We start from the raw sequence: 25,303 nt of genomic DNA, 5'->3' as shown, positions 1-25,303 counted from the left end.
CGGTGGGAACCGGCGACGGTAGATTGGCCGTGATCACGCCGGTGTGCGCGATGTTGTTGACCACCGAGTTCACAACCACCAGCGGTGATCCCGCCAGCCGAACCTTCGGCGCCGCCAGATGTTTTGCTTTGTCGAGATCAGCAACCGCGATCGTCAACGTCTTGGCTACGTAATCGGTCTGCACCTGCGTCACCCGTATGCGATCGTCGTCGGCTTTCGCACTATGCGAAACCGCAAGCAGAAACAGACCCATAAGAAACACGAACCCTTTGCGAATGGCCCATGGATGCATCATGAAAATCCTCCACATTGTTTTGAGATTAGCGCAAGAGTATTGGATAGAAAGGCCTGAACTGGGAGAGATGCTCCTTCCCCTCTGAGGCGGAACCGCCCCGAAAATCCAATAATGGTGTGCGCGCCAATCTAGCCATTTACGGCCTGGGTTGTCAAGACGGCGAGGGCGCTTTGGCGATGTTCAAAAAAATTCTGGAAAACTTTTTTGTAAACAAAACAACCGATTAGGACAAGCCCGCGTCCAACTAATTGACATCGCCTCTGTCGCTTCTGATCAGGGGAGCCGCAAAAGAATTCCGTGGCTCCCCTGTTTTTTTGGTGCCGCGCTCGATGCTTTTCAGCACATCCCGTTTTGTTAAGCTTGGGTGATGCAATTGGGAAAGCCGAGCCGGACGGCCTGGGCTGCAGCCGCTCACCGCGCCGCTCACCAGGTTCTGGAACAAGGCCGCATCTTCGCCGATCCGCTTGCCCTGCGCATCCTGGGTGAAGACGCCGAGACCATCGCTCGTAAAGCTGAGGAGCAACCCGCCGGACGAAAGATGCGAATCTTCATCGCCGTCAGGACACGCTTTGCCGAGGATGCTCTAGCTGCCGCGGTGGAGCGGGGCGTGCGGCAGGCGGTCGTACTCGGTGCGGGCCTGGACACCTATGCTTATCGCAGCCCGTTGCGCGACTGGCTGCGCATCTTCGAAGTTGACCACCCGGCAACCCAGGCCTGGAAACGCCAACGCCTCGAAGCTGCCGCGATCCCCATACCGGGTTCGCTGACCTTTGCTCCTGTTGATTTTGAACGCCAGACTTTAGCCGAGGGCCTGGCAGCCGCCGGTTTTGATCCCGCGCAACAGACCTTCTTCACGTGGCTTGGGGTCGTGCCTTACCTGTCCAAGCAGGCCGTTTGGACGACCCTCGGCTTTATCGCGAGTCTCCCGAATGGAGCACACGTGGTGTTTGATTACAGCGATCCTCCCGATAAGCTTTCCCCGGAGGCACGCGCTTTCCACGACCAGGGTGCGGCACGCGTAGAAGCGGCGGGAGAAGCCTGGGTGAGCTACTTCGAAGCTGACGAGCTTCGCGCCAAACTGCTGGCTCTCGGGTTTTCTGAGATCGAAGATCTGGCGCCCCGGCAGATAGCCGTCCGCTACTTTCCGAACCGGGTGAGTAATCTTCCCGACAAGGGCGGCCACATACTGCGTGCTGCGACCTGAAAATCCGGTGATGAGTCTTTTTAGAAAGAGAATTCGCACTTGCTCTTCCTTTCCTGCAACCTTCAAGCAAGCTGTAATTTTCAAAGCAAGCAAAGCTGTAATTCTCGAAGGGTGTGTGCCACAGGACAGCGAGCGGGACTCCGACTAGTTGCAGATAATACTGATCTCCATGAACTTAAATTCAGTTACATTATTTAGCAGCGTGGCTACAAAATTTCATAACTGATAAATATGAAATCTCCTATACTTAATGTTAAGTACTTTCGTACCATTGACTTATGGGCATAAATACGGCATCTAAGGTGGTATGTGACGTGCAAGATGAGGGTAGTCCCTCGTCCGTTGATGGCGAATTGCGTCTAAATTTAAGGCGCAGCTCAAAAACACCCATGAAACGGGAATATCAATTTCGTGTAGCCGCCTTCCTGCTCGGGTTAACCACACTGAGCGCGATTGCTTTTGCCGTCATTAACTTAAAAAAGGAAAAAGAGGTTTCTGTCCCGGATGATGGTATCTGGTGGGTGGAGCAACATCCGGACAGCACAACGGATAACGTCTTAGTTGCCCAACGCGTGGATGAGGGCGGCCCCGGGGATCTGGCTGGAATCAAGACTGGGGATCGGCTCGTCGCCATTTCAAATTCACACATTCGCAATAGCGCAGACCGCATGCACCAGCTTTACCGGCAGGGCGGGGCTTACTCCAAGCCGGTTTATACCGTGGTGCGCGATGGAGTACAACTGGATGTGCCGCTGATTCCTATTCCGGCCGATAAATCTCTGAACGACGGATTGCGGCTGATTGGGCTGATTTACCTGCTGATCGGGTTGTACGTGCTTTTGCGACGGTGGACTGCGCCGAAATCCATGCATTTCTATATTTTTTGCCTGGTTTCGTTTGTTTTTTACTCCTTCAAGTACACCGGCAAATTTAATACTTTTGACGAGATCATTTACTGGTCGAACATCGTCGCTTGGCTGTTGCAGCCGGCGCTTTTCGTGCATTTTGCGCTGACCTTTCCCAAACATCGGGAATTCATTCGCCAGCGCCCCTGGTTGCTGGTGGCCGTGTATGTGCCCGCTGCCCTGCTTCTGGGGCTACAGATCTTCGCCTGGCAGCGCCTTGCCGCCAGCGAGGTGTTGCGCTGGAACCTTGACCGGCTGCATATGTCCTACCTGGCTGCCTACTTTATCGCCGCAGCGGCAGTTTTGTGGGACAGCTATCGCCGCACCGGAATCCCCATCGTACGCCAGCAGATGAAGTGGGTAACCCGAGGCACCATTCTGGCGGTGGTTCCATTTTTGTTTTATGTATTCCAGTTCCTGCGCGGAGCAACGCCCGGCACGGCCACCAAACTCTGCGGCCTGGCACTGGTATTTTTGCCTCTGACGTTCGGCTACGCCATCGTGCGCTACCGGCTGATGGATGTAGACGTCATCTTTAAACGCGGCATGGTCTACGCCCTGGCTACGGCCGCGATTTTTACCGGCTACGTCGGGGTGATAGCACTGGCGGCCGCGTTCTCACGCGGTACGCGCATCGAAAGGACCGGAACCGCCGGCCTGATTATCGTCATCTTCCTGACGGCTTTGCTTTTTAATCCACTCAAGAATTGGATCCAGAAGAGAATTGACCGGCTCTTCTACCGCAATCGCTACGACTACCGCGACACCCTGGTTGAATTCGGCCGCGACCTGAACTCGGAAACCGACTTAGACAAGATGCTGAGCGCCGTGGTGGACCGGCTTTCCAGCACACTGATGGTAGACCGGCTGGCAATTTTCCTGGCCTCGAACGACGCGCCCTCCAGCTTCATCCTGGCCAAGTCGTTCGGCATCAACTCGGCCCAGGACTTGGACCTGAGCTTCCTGAGCAAAGACCGTCCTGAGTTCCGGCAAGGCCATCTTTTCTTCGATAGCACCCGGCAGGCGGTACGCGAGACGCCCAGCGCGCAGCAGACCATCGCGCAACTGGATTTGAATTATTACATCCCCTGCACCGTACAAAACCGCGTGATCGCCGTACTGGGACTGGGCAAGATCATGAAGGGCGATTTCCTCTCGAATGAAGACGTGCAACTGCTGGAGACGCTGGCCGGTTACGTAGGCATCGCCATTCAGAACGCGCAGTTGTATGCCTCGCTCGAGCAGAAGGCGCAAGCGTATGAGCGCTTGAAGGATTTCAACGAGAACATCGTAGAATCCATCAGCGTAGGCGTGCTGGCTGTGGATTTGGCCGACCGCATCGAATCCTGGAACTCGCAGATGGAAGTGATGTATGCCATGCCGAGGGCGGATGTGCTTGGCAAGCCGCTCAGCGAGGTCGCGCCGGCTGCGTTCATGGAAGAGTACTATCGAGTCCGCCAGAATGCGGGAATTCATAACTTGTACAAGTTCCGCATCACTACCCCTGCAGGTGATACCCGTATTGCCAATGTCGCAATTGCGCCGCTCGTGACCAAGAGGTTCAACGTGATTGGCCGGCTCATCATCGTGGATGACATTACGGAACGAATCCAGCTCGAAACCCAACTTTCACAGGCAGAGAAGATGTCTTCCATCGGGTTGCTGGCGGCGGGCGTGGCCCACGAGGTCAATACTCCGCTGGCAGTCATCTCATCCTATGCACAGATGCTCTCCAAGCAGCTCCAGAACGACGAGAAAAAGAATTCCCTGCTGGAGAAGATCACGCGGCAGACCTTCCGGGCTTCGGAGATCGTCAACAACCTGCTGAACTTCTCTCGTACCAGCGGCACCGAGTTCGCCGAAATTGACATCAACCAGGTCATCAACGACACCCTGGCGCTGCTCGAGCACCAGCTTAAGACCGGCAAAATCAAGATTGAACAGGAAAAGCTGCCGCATATGCCGGTCATTTTCGGCAATGCCGGCAAATTGCAGCAGGTTTTTCTTAATCTTTTCCTGAATGCCAAAGACGCCATGCCTCAGGGCGGGGCTTTGCGCATTTCGACGTCGAACGGAGACGCGGTGCATGTGACCGTCTCCGATACGGGTACAGGAATTGCGCAGGAGCATATAGATCGCATTTATGATCCCTTCTTTACTACCAAGTCTGGGGCCAAAGACGGGCAGCAGCGCCGGGGCACAGGATTGGGACTCTCGGTGACCTACGGCATCATCCAGGAGCATGCAGGGAAAATTCGTGTGGAAAGCAAGCCCGGTGAGGGCACCACGTTTTACCTGGAATTCCCCATGGTCAGGACGAGAAAGGCTGTAAATGTCTGAAGCTGCTGTGCTACCGCGGCGGACATCCTCTCCAGAAAGCACAACGCCGGGAGCTATTCTAATCATTGACGACGAGGCCGCGATTCGCGAGTCGCTTGAGACCCTGCTTGATCTCGAGGGCTACACGGTGCGCAGCGCGGAGAACGGCCAGGAAGGACTGGCGCGCATTGCTGAGCGCCCCTTTGACCTCGTGTTGCTGGATTTTGCCCTGCCCGACATCAATGGCATTGATTTGCTGCATGAAATCCGCGAGCGCGATCCGCAGCTTTCCGTCATCATGATCACCGCCTACGGCACCGTGGAAAATGCCGTGAAGGCCATGCAGGGCGGGGCCGTCAACTTTATCCAGAAGCCCTGGGACAATGAAAAATTGCTGGCCGATGTACGCGCCGTTGTGGCCCGCCGCCACGCGGAAGAAGAGAACATTCAGCTTAAGCGCGCCCTGAAGCAGCGCTACAACTTTGAAAGCATCGTGGGCAAGAGCGAGCGCATGTTGCGCATCTTTGATCTTGTGGCCCAGGTAGCGCCCAGCCGCTCTACCATCCTCATCCAGGGCGAAAGCGGCACGGGGAAAGAGCTGATTGCCAAGGCAATCCACATGAACTCACCCCGCAAAGACCGCGCCTTCGTGCCGGTCAATACGGGTTCCATGCCGGCCGATCTGTTGGAATCAACCCTCTTCGGACACGTGAAAGGGGCCTTCACCAGCGCCATAGCCTCAAAAAAGGGCTTGTTTGAAGTTGCCGACCGAGGCACTCTCTTTCTCGACGAAATTGGAACCATGAACCTGGAGACCCAGGCGAAAATCCTGCGCGTTTTGCAAGACCGCAAGTTCATGCACCTGGGCGGCGTGCAGGAGATCCAGGTGGATGTGCGCATCATCGCCGCCACCAACGTTGATTTGAAGCAGGCAGTCAAGGACGGCAAGTTCCGGGAAGACTTGTTTTACCGCTTGAATGTCATTACGGTTGACCTGCCGCCTCTGCGCGAACGCAAAGAAGATATTCCACTGCTGACGGAGCACTTTATCCGCAAATTCGCAGAGGAAAACAGCCGCGCGGCCAAACAAATTACGCCTGAAGCCCTGCGTCCTCTCATGGACCACGCCTGGCCCGGCAACGTGCGCGAGCTTGAAAATGTAATGGAGCGCGCCGTAGTGCTCTCTTCCAGTACGCACATCGGCATGGATATGCTTCCCGATGAAGTTGTAGGACGAGGCAGGACGTCGCATCTTCTCGAACACCGCCCTGATGCTTCCCTGTTCGACATTATGGAAGACTGTGAGCGGCGCGTTATCGTCGATATGCTGGAAAAATGCGACTGGAACCAGACTGAAACGGCAAACCGGTTCCGCATTCCGCTCTCCACGCTCAATCAGAAGATCAAGCGGCTAACTATCGAAATCCGGCGGAAAAACACCAAAGAATAGTCTCTCTGTTCTTGTTTCCGCTCCCGGGCGATTTTGCGGAGCACCGAGCACTCTGTTATATTCCCAGCTTCGATGGAATTATACTCTCCAACCGACTACCTCAAGGATATGGTGCTGGCAGTGCAGGATTATTCCCTGCTGGCCGCGCGCTCTATCGCCAATGTCTTTCGCAAGCCGCACTATTGGGCAGATACGATGCAACAGTGCGATATCATCGGCGTGGGCTCCCTGCCCATCGTAGTGCTCACCGGCTTCTTCACCGGGGCCGCTATAGCCCTTGAGACCTCAAGCACCTTGCAGCAGTTCGGGTCAATTACCCTGATCGGGCAATTGGTCTCTTACTCCATGGTGCGCGAAATGGGGCCGGTATTGACCGGACTCATGATGGCCGGGCGCAACGCCTCGGGTATGGCCAGCGAATTGGGGTCTATGAAGGTGACCGAGCAGATTGACGCCATGCGCGCCCTGGGAACCGATCCCACGAAAAAGCTGGTGACCCCGCGCGTGATTGCCAGCGTGGTCATGCTCTTCTTCCTCACCATTATCAGCGATCTGCTGGGAGTGATCGGCGGATTCGTTATGGCCTACTTCATGCTGGGCCTCGATGCTAATCAATATTGGGCCTCCAGCTACCAGAAACTGGTTTCTGACGATATTGAGATGGGGTTGATTAAACCCATCCTGTTTGGCTTTGTGATTGCGACTGTGGGCTGCTACTACGGACTCACCACCAAGGGCGGCACCCAGGGCGTGGGCCGGGCAACGACGCAGGCCATGGTGACCTCGTCTGTGCTCATCCTGCTGGTCAACCTGCTTGTCACCCGGTTCCTGATGGTTTCCACGTGAACGATTCTGTCGCCATCGCGCGCTCCGACGCTGCCCTCGAAGATTTCCGCCACAAGGCCATTGTGTTTGAGGACGTCGCCATAGAGTTTGAAGGAAAACAAGTGCTGTCAGGCGTTTCTTTCGAGCTGGCACGAGGTGAAACCAAGATGCTGCTGGGCGTTGCCGGATCGGGAAAATCCACCATCCTAAAAATGGCGCTGGGACTGATTAAACCCGACCGGGGAAAGATTTTTGTGTTGGGGTATGAAATTTCCGGCATGAAAGAAGAAGACCTGTTCGATGTGCGGCGCAAAGTAGGAATTGTGTTTCAGGAAAGCGCTCTCTTCGATTCTTTGACGGTAGAGGAAAACGTGGCCTATCGTCTCGTGGAAGAAGGCTATATCCCACAGGACGAGATCAAGCAGCGCGTGATTGATTCTCTCCGGTTCGTGGAGCTGGAGCATACCCTGGACCTGTATCCTACCGAACTCTCTGGCGGTATGCGGCGCCGGGTAGGCATCGCCCGTGCCATTATCACCCAGCCAGAAGTGCTGCTGTACGACTCGCCCACGGGCGGACTCGATCCTATTACTTCAACGCGCATTATCGAGCTGATTGTAAAACAACGCGACATTTATAAAACCAGCGCACTGATGGTGACCCATCGCTTGCAGGACGCCTTTATCATGGCCAGCTCTTATTTTGATACGGAGACGAACCAGATGCGACCGGTTGAAGAAGGCTCGCAGCGTGATATGCACACTACGTTTCTTATTCTGCGCGATGGTAAGGTATTTTTCGACGGCACTGCTCCCGAATTGGCCCGTTCGAAAGATGAATATATTCGGGAATATATCTCGTAGCAGCAATCACCTGCGCTGCTGCCGATGAAACTTCAAACCTACGGAGATATCATGAGAAAGCGTTCCTTCCAACTGATTATCGCAACCGCCGCCATGGTTTGCGCTTTGCCGGCCATAGCCCAGCAAAAACGCCTTAGCCCACACGAAACCGTGAGCACCGTCATTGATGGAAATCGGGTCACGATCGTTTATGGGCGTCCTTATACGAAGGACCCCAAGACAGGAGAGAACCGAAAAATCTGGGGAAAGCTGGTGCCTTACGGCAAAGTCTGGCGCACCGGCGCCGATGAAGCCACGCTGCTGATCACGCAGAAAGCGATTGTCCTGGGAAAGACGGCCATTCCAGCCGGGGCATACACTTTGTTTACCCTGCCGGCAGAAGATGGTTCGGCCAAACTGATCGTCAACAAGCAGATCGGACAATGGGGGCTTCAGTATGACGAAAAGCAGGACTTGGCCCGGATTGATTTGAAGAAAGACGCTGTGGAGGCACCGGTCGACCAGTTCACCATGGCCGTTGAAAAGACTCCACCGAGCGGGGGTACACTGAAGATGATGTGGGAAAATACGCAATTTTCAGTGCCCATTACCGTGCAGCCATGATCACGGGAGTTATGTCCTGATCCAGGGAGAGGCCGTCACGCCCGGCCAAGTTTAGGTTACCTGCCACCGGCCGCAGCCGCAGCGCGCACTTCACGAATTTTCTTCTGCCGCCGCTGTAGCATTTCGCGGCGCTCGCGGCCTGCAGCATCTCCTTCAACAAGGGTCTCTATGTTTTGCAGGAAATCCGGGATGCCCATGGCAGCCCGCACTTCCTGGATATGGGGCTGTATCTTCGCCCATACGAAATACATCTCGGTAGACCAGATGTTGAATAACTCCTTGTCGACGATCCCCTGCACCACCAAGGATGCCGCCATGTTCCAATAGCTGAATACCTGCCGGAAATACCCATTCTCTCTTGAGCCAAAGGTAGTCGCAAGTTTGATAAAGTCTTCCGCTGATTCGGGGAAAAACTGCACGGTGAGATAGTCGCGTGCTTCGCGCATCTTGGCTTCGCGGCGAAGATCATAAAGCTGCATCAGGATTTGCGCATCAGCAGCGGTCGCCTTGGAAGTGGACTTCTTTGCAGACGATTTCTTTGCCACAGTTTTCTCCTTAAATTTCAGCTCTTCAGGCTTCGACGGAAGGCGCTGCTGCGGCTACCGCTTCCGGTATGGGAACCGGACGCGAATATGTACACTTTACCGCCGGCTTTTCCGGCTTGTTATCGCCTTTTTTCTTGCGGCGTTTTTTTGGAGCATCCTCGTCATCGCCAGTGGCACGGTTGGGGCAGGCGATCACGGCCCCTGACTTCAAGTTCTTTTCTACCAGAAACGGATGTCCGCACTCCGGGCACTTCTCATCCAAGGGCCTGTAATTGGAAGTAAACTCGCACTTAGGATACGTAGAGCAACCGTAGAAAATGTTTCCTCGCCGGGCTTTCTTTTCCACCACGTCGCCTTCTTTGCAATCCGGGCACTTCATCCCAATCAGGTTCTGTTTAATGTACTTGCAATCGGGATATCCGCTGCACGAGGTGAACTCGCCAAAGCGGCCGTGACGCAGAACCATATTGCGTCCGCATTGCGGGCATTTCTCATCCAGGGGAATATCGGGGACCTTTTTGCCCTGATCTAACCGGCGCGTGGTCTTGCAATCCGGATACCCCGTGCACGCCATGAACTGGCCAAAGCGTCCGCGCTTGAGGACCATGACGCGTCCGCAGTTCTCGCAATACTCTTCCTGTGAGGTCTCCTGCAGATCGGCGGAATCAAGGTCAGGCAGGTCAATGGGATTTTCCTTGGTAAAGGTGCAGCTATTGGGATCATCCTTTTTATAGCCGCTGCAGGCAAAAAACGATCCGTGCTTGCCCCACTTAATGACCAGTGGCAGTCCGCAGCGTTCGCACTTCTCGTCGGTCGGCTTCTCCATCCGTTTGACGTTCTCCATGTGCTTCTCGGCATAGGCGAGGTCTTTGGAGAACTTCTTGTAGAAACCTTTGAGCGCGTGTATCCATGTCTCTTTGCCCTCTTCGATTTCATCCAGCTCTTCTTCCAGACGGGCGGTGTAGGTGAAGTCGAAAATATCGGGAAAGTTCGCGACCAGCAGATCGGTCACGACCAATCCTATTTCGGCGGGAACAAATTTGCCGCCGATCTTCTGCACATACTGCCGTTCCTGTATGGTGCTGATAATCGCCGCGTAGGTTGAAGGCCGCCCGATGCCGCGCTCTTCCAGCTCTTTGACCAGTGAAGCTTCGTTGTATCGCGGCGGAGGCTCGGTAAAATGCTGCTCCGGCTTGAGTTCATTGAGCGTAAGCGATTGTCCGGCTTCGAGCGCAGGTAACTTGTTCTTGAGTGATTCATCTTCTTCGTCGCGGCCATCTTTGGCCTCTTCGTAAACTTTCAGGAAGCCATCGAATTTCGGAATTGAACCAGTTACGCGATAGGCATAGGTTTCGGCGCTGGTCTTGGCATCAATATCAACCGTGGTCTGGTCGAAGACCGCCGGCGTCATCTGCGAAGCCACAAAGCGCTGCCAGATAAGCTTGTAAACTTTGTATTCATCGTCCTGCAAATATTGCTTGATGGAGTCGGGATTGCGGGCGGCCGAGCTTGGACGAATGGCTTCGTGCGCATCCTGCGTATCTTTTTTGGATTTGTAGAAATTCGGCGATTCCGGCATGTATTGCGCGCCAAATTCCGAACCGATCATCTGCCGCACTTCGGTCAGGGCTTCGTTCGCGACGCGTACCGAATCGGTACGCATGTAGGTGATCAGACCAACCTGGCCTTCTTCTCCCAGCTCCACGCCTTCGTAGAGCCGTTGCGCCAATCCCATGGCGCGCTTCACGCTGAAGCGCAGCTTGCGCGAGGCATCTTGCTGGAACTTACTGGTAGTGAACGGAGGCGCTGGACTGCGCCGGCGTTCTTTCTTTTCAACGCTGCGAACCGACCATTGCGCTTTTTCCAGTTTGGCGCGTATGGCGTCTGCCGTTTCCTGGTTCCCAATTTCAAACTTGTCGCCGGTCAGGCCCACGTAACGCGCATCGAACGCGGGTGGCTTGTCGGCGGCCAGGTTCGCATCCATGGTCCAGTATTCCTGTTTTTGGAAGGCCTTGATCTCGCGCTCACGGTCTACGATGAGACGCAATGCTACGGTCTGCACACGTCCGGCAGAGATGCCGCGGCGGACTTTATCCCATAACAGCGGTGAGACTTGATAGCCGACGATCCGATCAAGAACACGGCGGGTTTGCTGTGCGTCTACCAGGTTGCGGTCAATGTCACGCGCGTGTAGAAATGCATCCTGCACGGCGCGCTTGGTGATTTCGTTGAAGGTCACACGGCGGATGATAGGACCGCCTTTTTTCTTCTTGGATTTCCCATCTACGCTGTCGCCACCCAACTCCTCGGCCAGATGTGCAGCAATAGCTTCGCCTTCGCGGTCGGGGTCAGGCGCAAGATAAATCGCGGACGCCGACTTGGCCATCTTCTTCAGCCTGGCCAGGACCTTTTCTTTTCCGGGAATAACGATGTATTCGGTCTCGAAGTCGTTTTCCAGGTCAACCCCGAGTGTCTTTTTGGGCAGGTCTTTCACGTGCCCCAGCGAAGCTTCGACTTCGTACTCCTTGCCCAGATATTTATTGATCGTCTTCGCCTTGGCCGGCGACTCGACAATAACTAATGATTTTGCCAATTTCACTCCCTTGTTGCTCTTTGGTCAGTTCCAAACTATCACGATTTAGCTCCTAGCTTCTAGCTTCTAGCTGTTTTTGTTCGTAGTAGCGATCATGTTCTTCTCCTTGCAACTCCATTTGGCTCTGTAATATCAGCGTTCTCAAGCACCGCCGCCAGCCGTCTTTGCTCTCGCTTTCTTAGCTGGTACTTCCGATTCGAAACTGTCTTTTGACAATGTTTGGATGAACGAACTTAACATTCGTTGCACTTCGTGAATTTGCTTTAATAAATCTGCGACCTCGCTTTCTTGTAAAAACTTCAGATCGCCACTTACTAAAACATGACATTCGAGTTCAAACGCCGAACCACGTGCGATCTTTAAAAATCGTGCAAGCTCCGGGTCGGATTTGCGACCGCACCCCTCAGCAATATTTGCTGCTATAGAAATAGCGCAACGCCGCATTTGACTGGTTAGCCCATAAATCTCACGTGCTGGGAATTTACCAGTGCATTCGTAAATTGAAGCAGTAAGCACGCGGCTCTTCTTCCAGACATTGAGCTCCTTAAAATCTTTCAGAGAAATCCCCCTATCGAGCAATAAAGTTAGCAGCTCCAGTGCACAAAAACAGCTAGGAGCTAGTAGCTAGAAGCTCCTCACAAAATTTTTCCCGGGTAGTTGCTTAATCTTCCCCGCAAGCTCCAACTCAAACAAGATCGCGAAAATCTCTGGGGACGACATTTCGCCTTCAAGTTTTACGATCAGCTCATCAATATGCACGGCCTCATCGGCTTTAAGCAGGGCATAAACTTTTTTCTCACGCGGTGAGAGCGACGCACTGTCGCCAAACAACGAGCCGGTCGCAGGCTGCTCTTCAGCAGCCCCAAACTCGGCTGCAAGCTGCGCCTTGACCGGAGGAGCAAGCTCCTCCCAAACATCCTCCCAGGTGGCGGTCAACTTCGCCCCCTGCTTGATGAGCGTGTTCGGTCCCCAGGAATTCTTGTTGGTCACGTTGCCGGGAACGGCAAAAAGTTCGCGGCCTTGCTCCAGCGCGTTGCGCGCGGTGATGCGCGTCCCGCTGTATTCGCCGGCCTCGATTACAAGCACGCCTATCGCCAATCCGCTGATGATGCGATTGCGGATAGGAAAATTCTGCGGCGCGGCAAAGGAGCCGACGGCAAATTCACTCACCAGAGCGCCGCCAGTAGCCAAAATTTCTTCGGCGATTTTCTTGTTCTCGCGCGGATAAATGACGTCAATTCCCGTTCCGAAAATAGCAATCGTTTTACCTTTGGCCATTAAGGCTCCCCGATGGGCGTATGAATCCACACCTCGCGCCATGCCGCTGGTGATCACCAACCCCCGGCTGGCCAGGTCGGCTGCAAGCCGCTCTGCCATGCCAATGCCGTAAGGCGTAGGATGGCGCGTACCGACCACCGCAATTCCGGGCCGAGTGAGCAACTCAACATTTCCGCGGATGTAAAGCGCTACAGGGGGATCGTAGATCTGCCGCAGCAACGGTGGGAACGCGGCGTCATCCAAAGTAACAACCTGCGCTCCGGCAGTGGTCGCACGGATCAGCTCTTCCTGCGCCATTTCCAGCGATTTGCCGGTGGCAATGGACTGCGCCGAGTGCGCCGGAAGGCCTGCTGCTTCCAACTCAGTTAAAGATGCACGAAAAACATTTTCGATTCCGCCGAAGTGCTGGGCCAGCTTGCGCGTACGGGTTGGCCCCAATCCCGGAGTGAGCGCGAGCGCCAGCCAATGCAGGGCATTGCCGCTAGCCGCGGGTGCGGATTGGGTTACATCGGAGTGTTGACGGGTATCCATAGAAAATGCAGGAACTGGGCGGAGCGTACACGCGAAGAAATTTGTCTGTCAAGTTAAAAGGAAAAAAAGAGAACCAGGCGAGCATGGCTTTGTCAGGGCGACAACTCAATTTGTCGTTTGGAATCACGAAGCTAGCTAAAAGCTTAAGACCAGAAATTCGAATGGCTCTTCAATCGAAGCCTGAAGACATTCCGTCTACTTCCGTTTCTCTGACAAGATCCGCTCGATCTGCTGTAGGTGATTTATGTCATGCCCGGCATACATGCGGATAGTGTACTCAATCGTCTCCTGCCCGCGCTCGGAATGCATCCCATAGTGCTTCCACTGCTGGGGTGTCAGCGATTTGATCAAGGCGAGATTGGCTTCGCGGACCACGCGAAACTGCTCGACCGATTTGCGGGGATCGCGCTTTTCATAATGCCCGCTCGCTACCCAGGAATCCTGGTCGACCGCTGCAATGGAAGTTCCCGGCGTGCCCAGAATCATTCTCATACGAAAGGCGACGATGATTTCCGTATCGGCGAGATGTGCCAGGATCTCGCTGACTGACCATTTGTCGGGAGCAGGACGCTTCCGCAGCTTGGCCGCAGGCACGCCCTTGATCAGGTGTTCGAGTTTCTTCGCCGTGGCGCCTTGTACCACCAAAGGCTTCTTCCCTTCGACGTAGCCGGTGACCCGCTGAATATATTGCTGCACCGTTTCTTTCATTTCGTTCGTCTCCCGTTGTTGGTCGCCCGGTCAGCCAACCCTTTGGTTAGTTTACTCGCCAGCCTTCCGCCGCGCCTGTGACAGAGTACTCGCGAAGGGGCAGGGCGGACTATCCGAATCTTGCGGGCAAAGTGAATCGGTGGTCAGCTCCGGGCACTCAGTTCTCGGCGCTGAGCCTTAATTAGAGGGCTTAACAGCTTTCGACAGCTCGCAGCTTAAAGCTTGGGACTGCCTTTCTGTGGTTAAATCGTGTTAGATGAAAAAGTTGCGTATTTCAGCTATTTCTTTCCTGAATACCGCGCCTTTGATGTGGGATTTTGAGCATCCCGAGTCTGCACAGCGCGATTTGCCGGCTGAGTTTGATATCTCTTATACCGTACCTTCGGCTTGCGCCGATGCCCTTCGTAAAGGAAGTGCTGATATCGGCATCATTCCGGCCATTACGTACCAGACTATTCCAGATCTGGTTGTAATTCCTGATATCGCCATTGCGTCGAATGGTGCGGTGCGTTCCATCTTGGTTGTCAGTAAAAAGCCACTGGAGCAAATCAAAACCCTGGCAGCGGACACCTCTTCGCGCACTTCCGTGGTGTTAACCAAGATCATGTTTCAAAAATGGTGGCAGCCAGGAAACGCAGGGCCGGAGTTTATCCCGATTGATCCTGACTTGAATAAAATGCTGGCACGCTGCGACGCCGCGTTGTTGATCGGCGACCCTGCACTCACAGCGGAGCAATCAAAATATCCCGTTACGGTTGACTTGGGAGAAGAATGGACTCGCCGCACAGGCAAACCCTTCGTCTATGCTTTCTGGGCGGTACGGCAGGGCGCATTGATCAACCATCCGTTGGCAGAAAGCCTGGTTGGGATTTTTCAACACTCACGGGAACGCGGGCTGGCACATGTGAAAGAAATTGCTGAAGAATGGACTCCGCGGCTTGGAATCTCGAAAGCCAGCATGCAAGACTATTTGCTCAACAACATGCGCTATGGCTTCGATGAGGAACAGTTGGCCGGGTTGAATTTATTTTTCACTTTGGCCAAAGAGATTGCTGCTATAGAGGACTTTCGGAAGATAGACTTCATCTCCTCCCGCAATGTTTCTTCTGCTGAAACAGCAAAAAGCATGTGATGTATGAAAATTTCTTATTACAAAATTAAAAATTGAACAGCCATCTGTGCATTAAAATGGTTGGTTATGTCATTGACCCACGCCCAAGCCATGGAGCTGTTCCACTCCGATGACCTCATTGGCATCGGCATGGAGGCCGACGCCATCCGTCGCAAACTCCATCCCGAAGGCGTAGCCACCTACATCATTGATCGCAACATCAATTACACCAACTTCTGCACCGAGTACTGCACCTTCTGCGCTTTCTATGCCCCGGTCAAGGGGCCAGGAAAGGCCAAGGGTTATGTGCTCGATTACGAGACCATCTACGAAAAAATCCGCGAGACCGTGGAGTTGGGCGGCACAGGCGTGCTCATGCAGGGCGGACTTCACCCTGACTTGAAGCTGGAGTGGTATGAAGATATGCTGCGCGGCATCAAGCAGCGCTTCCCCAAGGTGCATCTGCACTGCTTTTCCGCCTCCGAGATCATTCACTTTGCCGAGCTGAACGGCCTGAGCATCCGCGACACCATAGCGCGTCTGCGTGACGCCGGACTCGACTCCATCCCCGGTGGCGGCGCAGAAATTTTGGATGACGAAGTGCGCCACAAGATTGCACGCCTCAAATGCCTTACCCAAGATTGGCTCAACGTGCACCGCACCGCGCATCAGCTCGGCATGCGCACCACCGCCACCATGATGTTTGGCGTGGGCGAAAAGCTGGAGCACCGCGTAAATCATTTTCAGCACGTCTATAATTTGCAGGAAGAGACCGGCGGGTTTACCGCGTTTATCCCCTGGACCTTTCAGCCCAAGAACACGGCCCTGGGCGGACGCCACTGGGACGAGACCACCAGCGTGGAGTATTTGAAGACGCTGGCCATTTCCCGCATCTTTCTTTCCAATTTTGAAAACGTGCAATCGAGCTGGGTCACACAGGGGCTCAAAGTCTGCCAGCTCGGACTGCGCTTCGGCGGCAATGACGTAGGCTCGGTCATGATCGAAGAAAACGTTGTGCGTTCGGCTGGCGTAACCAATTGCACCACGGAAGAAGAATTGCGCCACATGATCCGCGATGCCGGGTTCCGGCCTGCGCAGCGCGATACGCTGTACCGGCAGTATTTCCTGAACTAGCTGTTCCACCATTTGTAGAATTCTAAACGGGTTTTTAGCGGGGATTGTTCTTGCACCTAAGCAGCACAATTGGCTTCTCGTTGTTTGCCGCACGCGGATTTACACAGTACATCCGTTCGCATTATCTCGACCAGACGTTCAAAGGCCTTTATCACGCCAATGCCTTTGATCTGGCGCTGCTCATCCCTTACTTCATCGTGCTGGTGGTGCTGGCTGGTTACGGTATTCACCGTTATGTTCTGGTTTACATGTATTACAAGAACCGCAAGAACAAGGTCACCGAACCAGACGCTTATTTTACGGAGCTGCCGCGGATTACCGTACAACTGCCCGTCTATAACGAAGAATACGTTGTTGAGCGGCTGGTAGAGTCCATTTGCCGCCTCGACTACCCCAAAGACAAACTCGACATTCAGGTGTTGGATGACTCCACCGATGAAACCGTAGCGATCGCGTGCGCGGCCGTGGAACGTTATGCCGCCCTGGGATATGACATCGTTTATCTGCACCGCAGCAACCGTCAGGGCTTCAAGGCCGGAGCTTTGCGTGAAGGCCTGAAGAGCGCCAAAGGCGAGCTCATCGCCATCTTTGATGCCGACTTTATTCCTCCGGAAGACTGGCTGCTGCGCGTAGTCCACCACTTCGCCAACCCTGCGATTGGCATGGTGCAAACCCGTTGGACCCACCTGAACCGGCACTATTCATTCCTCACCGAGGTTGAATCCATTCTGCTCGATGGACATTTCGTGCTTGAGCACGGAGGCCGTTCGCGCGCAGGTGTCTTTTTCAACTTCAATGGGACAGCCGGCATGTGGCGCCGTCAGGCTATCGAGGATGCTGGTGGCTGGGAGAGCGACACGCTCACCGAAGACACCGATCTCTCCTATCGCTCTCAGCTTGCCGGATGGAAGTTCCGTTATCTCGAAGACCTGGAGTGCCCCGCGGAAGTGCCGATTGAAATGACCGCCTTCAAAACCCAGCAGGCGCGCTGGGCCAAGGGATTGATTCAGGTAGCCAAAAAGACGCTGCCCAAGATCATGCGCAGCAAGGCCCCGCTCCGCGTTAAGGTGGAGGCCTGGTATCACCTGACGGCCAACCTGAGTTATCCGCTGATGATCGTGCTGGCGACACTGCTTATGCCGGCGATGATCATCCGCTTTTACCAGGGATGGTTCCAGATGCTGCTGATTGACCTGCCGCTCTTTCTGGCATCCACATTTTCGGTTTCGTCGTTCTATCTGGTATCGCAGAAGGCGCTCTTCCCTAAAAGCTGGCCGCGCACCTTTCTGTATCTGCCCTTCCTCATGGCGCTCGGCATCGGATTGACCGTAACCAATTCACGCGCCGTCATCGAGGCGCTGTTCGGCGTCCAGAGCCCGTTCAAACGCACTCCGAAGTACCGTGTCCTGAGCAAACAAGATAAGGTCATCGCTGCAAAATACCGGCGGCGGCTGGGCTGGGTGCCCTGGATCGAACTTGTAATTGGCAGCTATTTCGCCCTGACCATCATTTACGCCATGCAAAATGAGAATTTCTTTACCGTCCCTTTCCTGGTCATCTTTGTCCTTGGCTTCTGGTACACCGGCCTGATGTCTTTGCTGCAAGGCCGATTTGAGCGCTTCCGTTCAGGCAAGTCAGGGGTGGAAGCCCGCCAGCCTAAGCCTTATCCCGTTGGAATTTAGATTTGCGATTAGATATTACTTGCAAACCTGGCGCTTTTTTCATCTTGTACTCGTTATCTTGTACTCGGTGGATAAATTACAAAAGACTTGTAACTTTTCCGAAGCTGGGACATCCTAAAGTGGTCATGAAAAACCTTATTGTCATGGTTCTCCTGCTGGCTACAGCCCTGACCGCCCAGGAGTTGAAGCTGAATTCGCACCTTGACTACAACACCGACAGCCAGGATGGCCCGCTCATCACCGGGACAGATGGCTCTGGCCTGGTGAAAGGCAAGGTCAACTACGTTTTCATGTTTGAAGAGGGTTGATTCAATTCCAAGCGGCAGGCTCGCCGCTCCGTCAGTCTCCACGACAAGTACAAAGACAAGGTGAATTTCGTCATTATTGATCTCGATCAAAAACTTTCCTCGGGGCAAAAGCAGCTCGTAGATAAGTACTACCGCAACCTCGTGCCCCACGTCATGATTGTGGACTCATCCGGGAAGGTGGTTTATAACGAGCCCGGCGAGGTGGAAGAGGCCCGCATAATCAGCCTTCTGGATCAGGCCCTCAACGGGGCCTCGCACAAACCTTAGCCCGGTCTATGGCATCAATCTAGCATCAATTTTGGTGCTATTGTCTGCTATGCTATAGAGGCCGTGACAATTACTATCCTGTACGTCATTCTGGTGTTTTCCACGAGTGCACTGGTGCTTGTGGGAATTGCCATGTATCTGCGCGTACGCCGGCTGGCGCGGGCCTCTGAAACACAATTTCGCCGCGCCATGAAAGACGCCGCAGAACGTCACGCAACCAAGCAGAACCCGGAAGGCGCGGGAGTCACACACTGATTTAACATTGATGAGGGATTCGCCGTCAGCCGGGAATTCCATGTTCAACTTCAGAATCACAAAATGTCTACTTCAATCTCATCTCCTGCAAACGAAAAAGTGCGTACGGTAACTGTGGCGCACAGCCCTGATTCCGACGATGCGTTCATGTTCTACGCGCTGGCCACAGAGAAGATCCGCGTGCCCGGCCTGCAATTCGAGCATACGCTTTGCGACATCGAAACCCTGAACCGCAAGGCACTGGAAGGGTTTTATGATGTAACCGCGATCTCCTTTCATGCTTATCCTTATTTACAGGAAAAGTATGCCCTGCTGCCCAGTGGCGGCAGCGTAGGCGAAGGCTACGGACCGATGCTGGTCTCGCCGCGCGCGATTTCTCTGGCAGCGATGAAAGAAAAGATCATCGCCGTCCCTGGCACCATGACCACCGCGTATCTGGCGCTGAAGCTGTTTGCTCCCCAGATTCGCACCGAAGTTGTGCCCTTCGACCAGATTATTCCGCAGGTGCTGGCCGGGAAGTACGAAGCCGGCCTTATCATCCATGAAGGCCAGCTTACTTTTGCTAAAAACGGACTGCACAAACTGCTGGACCTGGGGCAATGGTGGCGTGAAACCACGTCTCTTCCCCTTCCCTTGGGCGGCAACGTCATTCGCCTTGACCTCGGCCCTGAGCTCATGCGCAGCGTGAGCAAGGCGCTGCAAGACAGCATCCGCTATGCACTCAACCATCGTCCTGCGGCATTGGCCTATGCCATGCAGTTTGCCCGCGATCTCGATCCCGAGCTGGCCGACCAGTTTGTAGGTATGTACGTGAACGAGCGCACGCTGGACTACGGCGAAGATGGCCGCCGGGCGATTATTCGTCTGCTGGATGAAGGCTACAAAGCGGGCATTATTCCTCACAAGCCAAAAGTTAAGTTTGTAGATTAGTAGCGCCGGCATCTTGCCGGCTGTCCCGCGGGTGTCTCGCCCTCGGCGCGGTGGCGGGGACAGCTACAGAGACTTCGTCCCTAACAATTCTCAACAACCAGACGTCTAACCTCTGATGCAAAACCTTCGACAACGTCGCCTGATATTCCTCGCGGTTGCCGTCTTCGCAACTGTCTCCGTCTCAAGAACGCAACAAATGCCCTCCGCCGCGGAGCAGTTCCGGAATCTCACGTCTGAGCTGCGCAAGGCGCGCGACCAAAAAGATTGGCAATCGTATTTATTGAACAGCCAGAAGCTCAGTGCGCTGGAACAAGGTGCACCCAGGACGCATCTGCAGCTTGCTCTGGCCGAGTTGCGCGCTGGAGACCATCAGAAGGCGTTCGAGGAGTTGCGATACTTTGCCCAAATGGGCCAGGCGGTTGATCTTGTGGCCGCCTCTCCGGATTTTTCCACTATTCGTGAAGACCCGCGATTCAAAGCGATGTCAGACAGCATGGCAGCAAATCAAGCTCCGATCTCACATGCCTCCATTGCCTTTGATCTTGCTGAAGCCGGGTTGGTACCGGAAGACATTGACTACGACCCGCACAGTTCACGATTCTTCCTCACCAGCGTGCAAAAAAAGAAAATTATCTCCGTGGATGCAAACGGAAAAGCTGAGGATTTTGCTCAATCTCCCGATTCGTGGCCGATGATGGCCCTCAAAATTGATTCCCGGCGCCGTCTGCTATGGGCGACCGAGGTCGCGCTTAATGGATTCAATTCTGTTCCCAAATCCGACTGGGGGCGATCGGCGGTGCTTTGCTACGATCTTCAAACTCGCAAACTCGTACGCCGCATTGAAGGACCAAGCCACAGCGCGCTGGGTGATGCGGTGCTGACGAACGATGGAGACCTTATCGTCTCCGATGGCGAGGGTGGCGGAATCTACCGTGTGCCCAACGGTGGCAAAGAGTTGCAGCGTATGGATAAGGGCGACTTCATCTCGCCCCAAACACCGGTGATGCACCCCGATGGCAGGCATGTTTTTGTGCCTGACTACCTGAGAGGAATCGCCGTATTTGACCTGAAGACCGGCCAGGTACGTTGGATCGCGATGGCCAACAAGTATGCCCTCAACGGCATTGATGGACTCTACTTCCATGCTGGTATATTGCTGGCTGTGCAGAACGGGACTTCGCCCGAGAGAGTGTCGGTGTTCAAGTTAGATCGTGCACTCTCGAGTGTTGTATCTGAAGAAGAGATTGAACGCTCCACGCCCACCCTCGGCGATCCCACTCATGGAGTAATTGTTCATCACGAGTTCTATTACATCGCCAATTCAGGATGGGACACGCTCGACGATAACGGCAATCCCAAAGCTGATGCAAAGCCAACACCGGCACACATCATGCGTGCGCACATACCGCCGAATGCGGCCAATTAAGCATCTTGTCTAGGTTCTTCTCCCTCCACATATCCGCAACCGTCGCAGTATACCTTGCCCGGTTCGCCGCGCTTCACATAGCGTAGACTGCTGCGGCAACGGGGGCAAGGTTCGTCGTAGAATATGGTTTCGTTGCTCGAAGGTTGTGGAGTCTGGTCCATTTTCACTAGGAAGCCGCTTCAAGCCCTGGCAACTCCCTGTGGGGTTGTGTTCCGCGGCGCCTGACCTTCATTCTGTTTACTGTGGAACGTATCTTGCCGTGGGTGCCGACCCAGCTCCTTCAATGCTCTTGGGGGCCGCTCTATTTGCAGGCGTGCATGTTGTGGAGCCGGTCATCCTCGGGGCTTCGCCGTCCTGTTGCGTAAAAGAATAGACGCGCATGCGGTAACAAAGATCTGTGTTGGGTTCGGTTGCCTGCAAGCGCGTGGGCGGGGTGATTTGCCAGGAATCAAGGCTATTCCGATTGACGGGACTCTGTGCGAAATCGAACCCTGAAGCTCGCGCCAGGTCAAATTTCTTCGCCTTGCTGGAGTCGGCAGTGCTTACCTCTGCCTTCGCCGTCTGTCCCAGAAGTGGTTGAAGAGTAACTGCCAGAACCAGCGTTCCCAGAATCAGCTTGATCAATCGCATAAATACCTCCGCGAATCTTCAACAACGATTTAGGAATTGCCTCTGCGATCCTCCGCGTCCTCTGCGGTTTGACTTCCGATTTAAGCCAGCACAGCGTCGGTCTGGTAGTACTTCCCGATCATGATGCCGATCTCAATCGCGGAATCCACGTCGAGCCCTTCAAATTCAAACCCAGCGCGGCGTATATCGGCGTAGCGTACAATCACTTTCACCACCAGGCGGATATTTTCGCTGCGGTCCACAAGCATGAGCTTGTGTTTTTTGCCTTCCTTGAACTCTTTCTCCGGCTCCATCATGAACCCGCCGCGCGAGAGCTGCCGCAGTACGCCGACTCGCTTGCCTTTATCGTCGGTCACGTGGACCTGGGCGGTATAGGAGACCTCCACACGCTCATGGCGACGGCGCTCACCGGTAATGGACTTGGCCGAAAAAATACCCTTCATTTAACAGGCTCCGGAAATGAAAAAATAGGGTCGATATCTACAGGCACGTTACTGGCCGCCCCTAAAGCAAATTTTAACTCAGAAGGCATCTTTTCGTACCTGCTAAACCACGCCTCCGCTCGGGCGCGGTCCCCTGTTGCCTCGATTTCAAGCAATTCCTGGGCCAGACTAGCCACCGCTGCCGGCATGCGATCATAGTCAACGACGTATTTTCCCGCGGCATCGCGGGTAATCGCCTTCTGCTCAGAGAGATAGTTGAATTCCATCATCTCGGCGCGGCCATGGGCTTCAGCAATGCTGAAGCGTACTGTGCGAAAGATACCGGCCACATATGAGGAATAGTATTCTGGCAGCCGCTCTTTGGGGAGCGCGCCCTGGTCCACCAGCCATTTCAAGCCGTACATGCCCACGATGTCAGCTTTGGCCTCTTCCAATCCGCCGTAGAGTGGCCCAATGGCCTCGCGGATATCCACTTGCTGCCCATTCTTGTGGGCAAAGTCAGGTCCAAGGCCGTGCGAAATCTCATGCATCATAGTTGAAGCCAAATAGCCCTCGCCTGAGGCCAAGGCCGCCTGCTGCGGCTGCATGATCTGGCGGGCCAGAGGCAAGATAACGTCATTCACGCGCGCATCCATGTAATTTTTGAAGAAGATTTTCTTGGTGCCCTTTTCCTCATGGATGCGCGGATCATTAGGCAGATTGTCGGCTACGGCCTGGTATCCGTGGCGCAGGTCGCCGCCGCGGAAGGGCGCATCCATGACCTCCATGGGCGTGAGGTGGCCACGTTTGGAAGGCCGGTCTTCGGGCTTCAGCGGTAGCGCATCTTGAATATCAGGAACGTACTTCTGAAAGACCGCCAGCTTCTGGCTCTCGGCCTCATTGCGCACCAGCACCGCCGGGCCATACGAGGTTTTGACCCCCAGAACATCATCCAGATAGGTTTCGTACGGAGCCATGATCACATCAAATTTTGGATCTTTGAGGTCAATCCAGGCAAGATCACTTTGGTAATAATCGTCACTTAAAAAGGCATCGGCGCGCAGGCGCAGAAAGTTGGCAAAGGCCGCATCGTCGCTGAGCGCTGCAGCTTCGCGTAGTTCATTCGCTGCCGGTTCCAGGAACGAACGATACACAATGCGATATGGAATGGCTTCAAGGTCCTTTCCCTTTTGCCGGATGACCGTGTATCCGCTGTAAATCTCGGCCTTTTTCTCAGGATGGTCTTTAACGTATTGCTCAAGCTGTTCGCGAGTAACGCCTGCGGGATAAAGTCCGCGCCCGGGCGACATCGGCTCGGTACCCACAAAGGGGTTGTTCTCCGCCAGCAGATCGTACCGGCTGCCCTGGATACGCAACATGCGCAGCAGCTTCTGATCCTTAGGGTTGCTGCTACCCAGCAGAGATTGATACAACGTAAGCGCTTCAGGGTCGCTCTGCCGCCAGAAAATGTCTTCGAGATAATGGCACGCGTTCACAAGATGGTTCACCATCTTGACCTCACGCGGCGTCAGCTTCTCGCTGTCAAAAGGGACCTTGACCGGCTTCCATTGCGCCAGTTTTTTATCCAGCTCCGCCCAGTTGACCTTCTCGGTTACACCCGAAGTGCCCGCATGAGACCTTCCATTGTGCCTTCGGCCTGTATGTTTTTTAGTCTGAGCAGTGGCGGTGGCAATCAAGAAGAGAAGCAAACCAACTACTGATAGTTTGTTCATGGCTAGGATTGTAACAAGCTTCCGATTTATCATGCTCTTCGAATGCCTTTCACCGAACCACAGACGCTGCTCATTGATGCCGACGATACGCTTTGGGAAAACAACATCTACTTTGAGCGCGCCATCGCAGATTTCATCTCGTTTCTCAATCATCATGAGTTCACGCCCGAACAGGTCCGGAAAAAACTCAATGAAGTAGAGCGCGAAGGAATCCGCAAGCACGGATACGGCCTGAACAGCTTCGTGCAGTCCCTGGTCATGACCTTCGAGCGTCTTTCGGTCGAGCCGCTCACCCCCGCGCTGCACGAGACCATTCACGGATTCGCCCGCGCCATTGCCGAGCATCCTATCGAGATCATTGCAGGCGTCGAGGAAACTTTGGCGTACCTCAGCCCTCGCCACCACCTGATCCTGATGACCAAGGGGAACCCTCAAGAGCAATCGGGCAAACTGGAACGCTCTGGGCTGCGGCGGCACTTTAAGTCGATTGAAATCGTCGCGGAAAAAGACACACCCACCTACAGAACGATTGTGCAAAAACACAATCTGCAGCCCGGCGTGACCTGGATGGTCGGCAACAGCCCGAAATCAGACATCAATCCAGCGCTGTCGGCGGGGCTGCATGCGGTTTTTGTCCCCCATGACAAAACCTGGATCCTGGAGCACGAGGAGCTATCCCAACCGCCCGCAAGCTCGCAACTCCTGGTCCTGGAGAAATTTGCGCAACTTTGTGAGAACTTTTAGGGTTGCCTTGGGTTGAAGTCGGGTAGTCCTGACTTGAAAAAGTGGTTTTTCAAGTTGCGCGAGCATCTCCCGGGTATCATCTTCATCGTTAACTAGATTGGAACCACAACTCGCGCTTTGTTTTCGATTCAGTAATACTCCTAATGTTCTGGTGGTCGTCTGTGGTGGTGACAATGAAACCAACGCAATCGCGGCTTCTTCTCCTCACCTACCGGTGCCTGGCCGAGCTCGGGCCGATGCTGGCCGGGGAGCGCAATTTCAATGAAGCTGCCCATTTCATGCTAGGCGCCATGATGGAGGCGGTGGGGGCCCGCGAAGGCGCTCTCTTCACCTTCTGCCAGAAGCCGGCACAGCTTAACGTAGCTGCGTGGAAGGGCTACGCGCTATTTCCCGAAGCAGGATTCATGGCCTTAAACTCGCGGCAGGTGCATGCCCTGGAGAGTGCCAGCGCGCCGCTCACGCCATCTTCGCAAGGACATGAAAAATTCCTGAGCTGCAATGGCAATGTAGCTCCTGAGATGTTCAAGTGCATCTTGCCCCTG

At 54.4% G+C, this 25,303-nt stretch carries 25 protein-coding genes; 16 read left to right on the top strand and 9 right to left on the bottom strand.

Going from position 1 to position 25,303, the window contains the following annotated elements:
• On the bottom strand, positions 1-295 hold a 295-nt coding region (locus tag VK738_21785), incomplete at its 3' end, for a hypothetical protein (protein ID HTD25295.1).
• A 367-nt stretch (positions 296-662) separates the two neighbouring features.
• On the opposite strand from VK738_21785, the gene VK738_21780 reads away from it, so the two are divergent.
• The 6 genes from VK738_21780 to VK738_21755 all read left to right on the top strand — a co-directional run bounded on the left by VK738_21780 (position 663) and on the right by VK738_21755 (position 8,464).
• A complete protein-coding gene (locus VK738_21780; GenBank protein HTD25294.1) occupies positions 663-1,499 on the top strand; it encodes an SAM-dependent methyltransferase in 837 nt (278 codons plus the stop codon).
• A gap of 389 nt (positions 1,500-1,888) precedes the next feature.
• On the top strand, positions 1,889-4,744 hold the full coding sequence (locus tag VK738_21775; protein HTD25293.1) for an ATP-binding protein: 2,856 nt from the start codon (positions 1,889-1,891) through the stop codon (positions 4,742-4,744).
• Positions 4,737-6,173 (top strand): sigma-54 dependent transcriptional regulator, encoded by a 1,437-nt coding sequence (locus VK738_21770; GenBank protein HTD25292.1) that lies wholly within the window; start codon positions 4,737-4,739, stop codon positions 6,171-6,173. Before VK738_21775 ends, VK738_21770 begins: the two co-directional genes overlap by 8 nt.
• Before the next feature lie 72 nt (positions 6,174-6,245).
• A complete protein-coding gene (locus VK738_21765; GenBank protein HTD25291.1) occupies positions 6,246-7,019 on the top strand; it encodes an ABC transporter permease in 774 nt (257 codons plus the stop codon).
• On the top strand, positions 7,016-7,861 hold the full coding sequence (locus tag VK738_21760) for an ATP-binding cassette domain-containing protein (protein ID HTD25290.1): 846 nt from the start codon (positions 7,016-7,018) through the stop codon (positions 7,859-7,861). The genes VK738_21765 and VK738_21760 overlap by 4 nt, the downstream gene beginning before the upstream one ends.
• A 51-nt stretch (positions 7,862-7,912) precedes the next feature.
• Positions 7,913-8,464: a DUF2911 domain-containing protein gene (locus tag VK738_21755; protein HTD25289.1), complete on the top strand. Its 552-nt coding sequence runs from the start codon at positions 7,913-7,915 to the stop codon at positions 8,462-8,464.
• Positions 8,465-8,520: 56 nt separating this feature from the next.
• Here VK738_21755 and VK738_21750 read toward each other — a convergent pair whose 3' ends face one another.
• The 5 genes from VK738_21750 to VK738_21730 form a co-directional block, all read right to left on the bottom strand.
• On the bottom strand, positions 8,521-9,009 hold the full coding sequence (locus VK738_21750) for a hypothetical protein (protein HTD25288.1): 489 nt from the start codon (positions 9,007-9,009) through the stop codon (positions 8,521-8,523).
• A 25-nt stretch (positions 9,010-9,034) separates the two neighbouring features.
• Positions 9,035-11,602, bottom strand: a complete 2,568-nt coding sequence (topA, locus tag VK738_21745) for a type I DNA topoisomerase (GenBank protein ID HTD25287.1) — start codon at positions 11,600-11,602, stop codon at positions 9,035-9,037.
• 141 nt (positions 11,603-11,743) lie between these two features.
• Complete coding sequence (locus VK738_21740) at positions 11,744-12,181, bottom strand: four helix bundle protein (GenBank protein ID HTD25286.1); 438 nt, start codon at positions 12,179-12,181, stop codon at positions 11,744-11,746.
• Between the two features lie 45 nt (positions 12,182-12,226).
• Positions 12,227-13,411 carry a DNA-processing protein DprA gene (gene dprA / locus VK738_21735; GenBank protein HTD25285.1) on the bottom strand — a complete coding sequence of 395 codons (1,185 nt, stop codon included), beginning with the start codon at positions 13,409-13,411 and terminating at the stop codon, positions 12,227-12,229.
• Positions 13,412-13,606: 195 nt separating this feature from the next.
• Positions 13,607-14,119 (bottom strand): DinB family protein, encoded by a 513-nt coding sequence (locus tag VK738_21730; protein ID HTD25284.1) that lies wholly within the window; start codon positions 14,117-14,119, stop codon positions 13,607-13,609.
• A gap of 256 nt (positions 14,120-14,375) precedes the next feature.
• On the opposite strand from VK738_21730, the gene VK738_21725 reads away from it, so the two are divergent.
• From VK738_21725 to VK738_21690, 8 genes are all read left to right on the top strand, one after another.
• Positions 14,376-15,251 carry a menaquinone biosynthesis protein gene (locus VK738_21725; protein HTD25283.1) on the top strand — a complete coding sequence of 292 codons (876 nt, stop codon included), beginning with the start codon at positions 14,376-14,378 and terminating at the stop codon, positions 15,249-15,251.
• 66 nt (positions 15,252-15,317) lie between these two features.
• On the top strand, positions 15,318-16,364 hold the full coding sequence (gene mqnC / locus VK738_21720; GenBank protein HTD25282.1) for a cyclic dehypoxanthinyl futalosine synthase: 1,047 nt from the start codon (positions 15,318-15,320) through the stop codon (positions 16,362-16,364).
• A gap of 50 nt (positions 16,365-16,414) precedes the next feature.
• Entirely contained in the window at positions 16,415-18,046 is a 1,632-nt protein-coding gene (locus VK738_21715; protein HTD25281.1) for a cellulose synthase family protein, read from the top strand.
• Between the two features lie 125 nt (positions 18,047-18,171).
• Positions 18,172-18,354 (top strand): hypothetical protein, encoded by a 183-nt coding sequence (locus tag VK738_21710; GenBank protein HTD25280.1) that lies wholly within the window; start codon positions 18,172-18,174, stop codon positions 18,352-18,354.
• A gap of 60 nt (positions 18,355-18,414) precedes the next feature.
• The gene (locus VK738_21705) at positions 18,415-18,621 is read left to right on the top strand and encodes a hypothetical protein (GenBank protein HTD25279.1); all 207 of its coding nucleotides are present in this window, start codon (positions 18,415-18,417) and stop codon (positions 18,619-18,621) included.
• A 63-nt stretch (positions 18,622-18,684) separates the two neighbouring features.
• Positions 18,685-18,876 carry a hypothetical protein gene (locus tag VK738_21700; GenBank protein ID HTD25278.1) on the top strand — a complete coding sequence of 64 codons (192 nt, stop codon included), beginning with the start codon at positions 18,685-18,687 and terminating at the stop codon, positions 18,874-18,876.
• A 63-nt stretch (positions 18,877-18,939) separates the two neighbouring features.
• Positions 18,940-19,806: an MqnA/MqnD/SBP family protein gene (locus VK738_21695; GenBank protein ID HTD25277.1), complete on the top strand. Its 867-nt coding sequence runs from the start codon at positions 18,940-18,942 to the stop codon at positions 19,804-19,806.
• Between the two features lie 196 nt (positions 19,807-20,002).
• A complete protein-coding gene (locus tag VK738_21690) occupies positions 20,003-21,232 on the top strand; it encodes a hypothetical protein (GenBank protein HTD25276.1) in 1,230 nt (409 codons plus the stop codon).
• Between the two features lie 237 nt (positions 21,233-21,469).
• On the opposite strand, the gene VK738_21685 is transcribed toward VK738_21690, so the two are convergent.
• From VK738_21685 to VK738_21675, 3 genes are all read right to left on the bottom strand, one after another.
• Complete coding sequence (locus tag VK738_21685) at positions 21,470-21,862, bottom strand: hypothetical protein (protein HTD25275.1); 393 nt, start codon at positions 21,860-21,862, stop codon at positions 21,470-21,472.
• Positions 21,863-21,942: 80 nt separating this feature from the next.
• Positions 21,943-22,305: a PilZ domain-containing protein gene (locus tag VK738_21680; GenBank protein ID HTD25274.1), complete on the bottom strand. Its 363-nt coding sequence runs from the start codon at positions 22,303-22,305 to the stop codon at positions 21,943-21,945.
• Entirely contained in the window at positions 22,302-24,017 is a 1,716-nt protein-coding gene (locus tag VK738_21675; protein HTD25273.1) for a hypothetical protein, read from the bottom strand. Before VK738_21675 ends, VK738_21680 begins: the two co-directional genes overlap by 4 nt.
• Positions 24,018-24,059: 42 nt before the next feature.
• Here VK738_21675 and VK738_21670 point away from each other — a divergent pair, with 42 nt between their 5' ends.
• Both VK738_21670 and VK738_21665 read left to right on the top strand, forming a co-directional pair.
• Positions 24,060-24,761, top strand: coding sequence for an HAD family hydrolase (locus VK738_21670; protein HTD25272.1), 702 nt, complete (start codon positions 24,060-24,062; stop codon positions 24,759-24,761).
• 173 nt (positions 24,762-24,934) lie between these two features.
• On the top strand, positions 24,935-25,303 hold a 369-nt coding region (locus tag VK738_21665), incomplete at its 3' end, for a hypothetical protein (GenBank protein ID HTD25271.1).

This window comes from Terriglobales bacterium (assembly GCA_035487355.1).
Taxonomy (GTDB): Bacteria; Acidobacteriota; Terriglobia; order Terriglobales; family Acidobacteriaceae; genus QIAW01.
This window is presented reverse-complemented; position numbering and strand designations above follow the sequence as displayed.

Coding starts and splice junctions, on each gene's coding strand:
- VK738_21710 (HTD25280.1), top strand. CDS start 18,172: ATGAAAAACCTTATTGTCATGGTTCTCCTGCTGGCTACAGCCCTGACC.
- VK738_21690 (HTD25276.1), top strand. CDS start 20,003: ATGCCCTCCGCCGCGGAGCAGTTCCGGAATCTCACGTCTGAGCTGCGC.
- VK738_21670 (HTD25272.1), top strand. CDS start 24,060: ATGCCTTTCACCGAACCACAGACGCTGCTCATTGATGCCGACGATACG.
- mqnC (HTD25282.1), top strand. CDS start 15,318: ATGTCATTGACCCACGCCCAAGCCATGGAGCTGTTCCACTCCGATGAC.
- VK738_21675 (HTD25273.1), bottom strand. CDS start 24,017: ATGAACAAACTATCAGTAGTTGGTTTGCTTCTCTTCTTGATTGCCACC.
- VK738_21755 (HTD25289.1), top strand. CDS start 7,913: ATGAGAAAGCGTTCCTTCCAACTGATTATCGCAACCGCCGCCATGGTT.
- VK738_21770 (HTD25292.1), top strand. CDS start 4,737: ATGTCTGAAGCTGCTGTGCTACCGCGGCGGACATCCTCTCCAGAAAGC.
- VK738_21695 (HTD25277.1), top strand. CDS start 18,940: ATGTCTACTTCAATCTCATCTCCTGCAAACGAAAAAGTGCGTACGGTA.
- VK738_21775 (HTD25293.1), top strand. CDS start 1,889: ATGAAACGGGAATATCAATTTCGTGTAGCCGCCTTCCTGCTCGGGTTA.
- VK738_21765 (HTD25291.1), top strand. CDS start 6,246: ATGGAATTATACTCTCCAACCGACTACCTCAAGGATATGGTGCTGGCA.
- VK738_21780 (HTD25294.1), top strand. CDS start 663: ATGCAATTGGGAAAGCCGAGCCGGACGGCCTGGGCTGCAGCCGCTCAC.
- VK738_21685 (HTD25275.1), bottom strand. CDS start 21,862: ATGCGATTGATCAAGCTGATTCTGGGAACGCTGGTTCTGGCAGTTACT.
- VK738_21725 (HTD25283.1), top strand. CDS start 14,376: ATGAAAAAGTTGCGTATTTCAGCTATTTCTTTCCTGAATACCGCGCCT.
- VK738_21730 (HTD25284.1), bottom strand. CDS start 14,119: ATGAAAGAAACGGTGCAGCAATATATTCAGCGGGTCACCGGCTACGTC.
- dprA (HTD25285.1), bottom strand. CDS start 13,411: ATGGATACCCGTCAACACTCCGATGTAACCCAATCCGCACCCGCGGCT.
- VK738_21680 (HTD25274.1), bottom strand. CDS start 22,305: ATGAAGGGTATTTTTTCGGCCAAGTCCATTACCGGTGAGCGCCGTCGC.